The organism is Halomonas sp. G15 (assembly GCF_021282295.1).
Lineage (GTDB): Bacteria > Pseudomonadota > Gammaproteobacteria > Pseudomonadales > Halomonadaceae > Halomonas > Halomonas alimentaria.
The window spans coordinates 1-1,984 of sequence record NZ_JAJSPA010000078.1 but is presented as its reverse complement, the minus strand read 5'-3'; the positions used below and the strand labels follow the sequence as shown (position 1 = coordinate 1,984).

3 protein-coding genes are annotated in these 1,984 nt (G+C 61.1%); all 3 read right to left on the bottom strand.

All coding sequences use genetic code 11. The features are described from left to right. The coding region (locus LWH48_RS17985; protein ID WP_232913660.1) for a recombinase family protein at positions 1 to 662 on the bottom strand (662 nt) is incomplete at its 3' end. Positions 663 to 679: 17 nt separating this feature from the next. Then, positions 680 to 1,132 carry a DUF2787 family protein gene (locus tag LWH48_RS17980; protein WP_232913659.1) on the bottom strand — a complete coding sequence of 151 codons (453 nt, stop codon included), beginning with the start codon at positions 1,130 to 1,132 and terminating at the stop codon, positions 680 to 682. Positions 1,133 to 1,288: 156 nt separating this feature from the next. Beyond that, a partial coding sequence (locus tag LWH48_RS17975; RefSeq protein WP_232913658.1) for a hypothetical protein occupies positions 1,289 to 1,984 on the bottom strand: 696 nt, incomplete at its 5' end.

The following is a 1,984-nucleotide window of genomic DNA, read 5'->3' as shown; positions in this document are numbered from 1 at the left end:
CCCTGGTAGGTGGTCAGCCCCCTCCGGTTGAGAGCCTCGGCGATGGCGACCCCACTGCGTAGCCTCTCCTGCTCCTCCAGATGCTGAATGACCCGCTGGATACGCTGCTTCCACTGTGCCTGGGCCTGGGAGCGCTGATGGTTGGCGGTGGCAAGGTCATGATGGCGGATAGCATCAAGCTCGGGGTTACCCAGCCTTGCCCCCCGGGCCTTGGCGGCCTGGGGGGCGTGCTTGGTGCGCTGGCTGATCATTCTGGCTTCGTGCTGGGCCATCGCAGCGAGGATATGGATGGTCAGCTGATCCACATCGGGCAGGTCGCAGAGGGTGAAGCGGATACCGCGCTTCTGCAGGCCGGTGATGAAGTGCAGGTCACGACTGAGGCGATCCAGCTTGGCGACCAGCAAAGTGGCATTGGCCAACTCGGCGTAGTCGGCAGCCTCATGGAACCGGGGACGATCGGCACGCTTGCCTGATTCCACCTCCTGGAACTCGGCGATTATCTGACCGCCATACTGTGCCAGGTAGTCGTTGACGGCTTGCTGCTGGGCCTCCAGCCCCAATCCCGAACGGGACTGCTTCTGGGTACTGACACGGTAGTAGACGACATAGCGGCGTTCGCTCATGGATGGCTCCGGCGTGACGGTGGTGATAGGTGACGGCATCGTGACCTCCTGTGGCCTCAGTTTTCCCAGACCACCTCGACCTCATAGACGCCGTTGCGGTAGTAGCTGAGGAAGTTGGTGACGTAGAGATCGAAGAACTCCCCTACCCGGCTCAGCCCGATGGGTGGCAGGTGACGCACCAGGCATTGGGAGACCCCGAATTCAAAATCCACCTCGGCTTGCAGCTCGGCCTGATCGGCAGGGCCCACGTAGCTGAAGTCGGTAAGGTAGTCGAGGCGGTAATGGCCATTGGCACGACCCAGACGGATCTCGACCGGGTGATAGCCACCCAGCAGCGGGGCATAGCCAGGATCACGGAAGACGAGGGTGATGCCGAACAGCGGATCTTCCTTGGGTAGAGGCGGTGTCGTGGTATAGGCACGCTCGATCTCCTTGAGCAGCACATCGGTGAGGGCCTGAGGAATGGGCAAGGCGGTATCGGTTGTGTCGAGAGTGATGGGAAAGCTCATGGGGAACTCCAATGGGTAAGGGCCATGCGCAGCGGCACGGTGGGTGGACATAAAAAAACGGCATAGCCCCGGGGAAGGTGCTATGCCGAATCCTGCATTTCGCTAAACGAACCTTTTGCGTGATGAAAAACGCCCATAGGCAGGCGGGTCTATGGATTACCCTTCAGCCGCCGTTCTATCGGGGTTTTCGGCATCAGAATCGACTGATTTCGGGGCTTCTTCATCGGTAGCGTCATCCGTGGCAGGTAGTGAGGTGGCGGACTTGGCATCGGCGGCGGCCTTCTCCTGCGCCATCCGCGCTTCCCGTCGACGCTGCTGTTCGGCAAGGCGCTCCTGCTTACGGGCTTCCTTGCGGGCATTCTCCTCGGCGACGTCGTCATGCAGGGCGGTCCCCTCCTCCTCCAGAAGCGCCACCTGCTGATCAAAGGCAGTACGATCCTCGGCGGCATACAGGATCAGGGGTTGTTCCTCTTCCACTTCGACGATGCCCTCGGCCTTGAGCGCAGCCCCCAGGAAGCCATGGTTGTTGGCGCCCTTCTGCTGATACAGCGGCTTGAAGAGAATCGCCTTGAAGCCGTGGCCATTCTCGGCAGCCATCAGAGCACCGATATCCTCCAGGGCGATCCACTCCTGACTGAAGTAGCCGCTGGAAGCGTTGGCGGTCACACGTAGGAAGACCTGGCCATCCTCATCACGGTAGCCAAGGTGGTAGGTCAGCTCCCCATTGCCACGCGGGCTCAGCTTGGGACAGGTCGCCTTCTTGAGAATGCGGGTCGTAGAAACCGGTGACGCGGTTTGCTTATCCTCTGACGTCGGGTCGACGGGTGACGACGGTTGTGGCGCCTTGGCCTT

Bases quoted from the DNA above. Each gene is read 5' to 3' on its own strand.
- LWH48_RS17980 (WP_232913659.1), bottom strand. From the start codon at position 1,132: ATGAGCTTTCCCATCACTCTCGACACAACCGATACCGCCTTGCCCATT.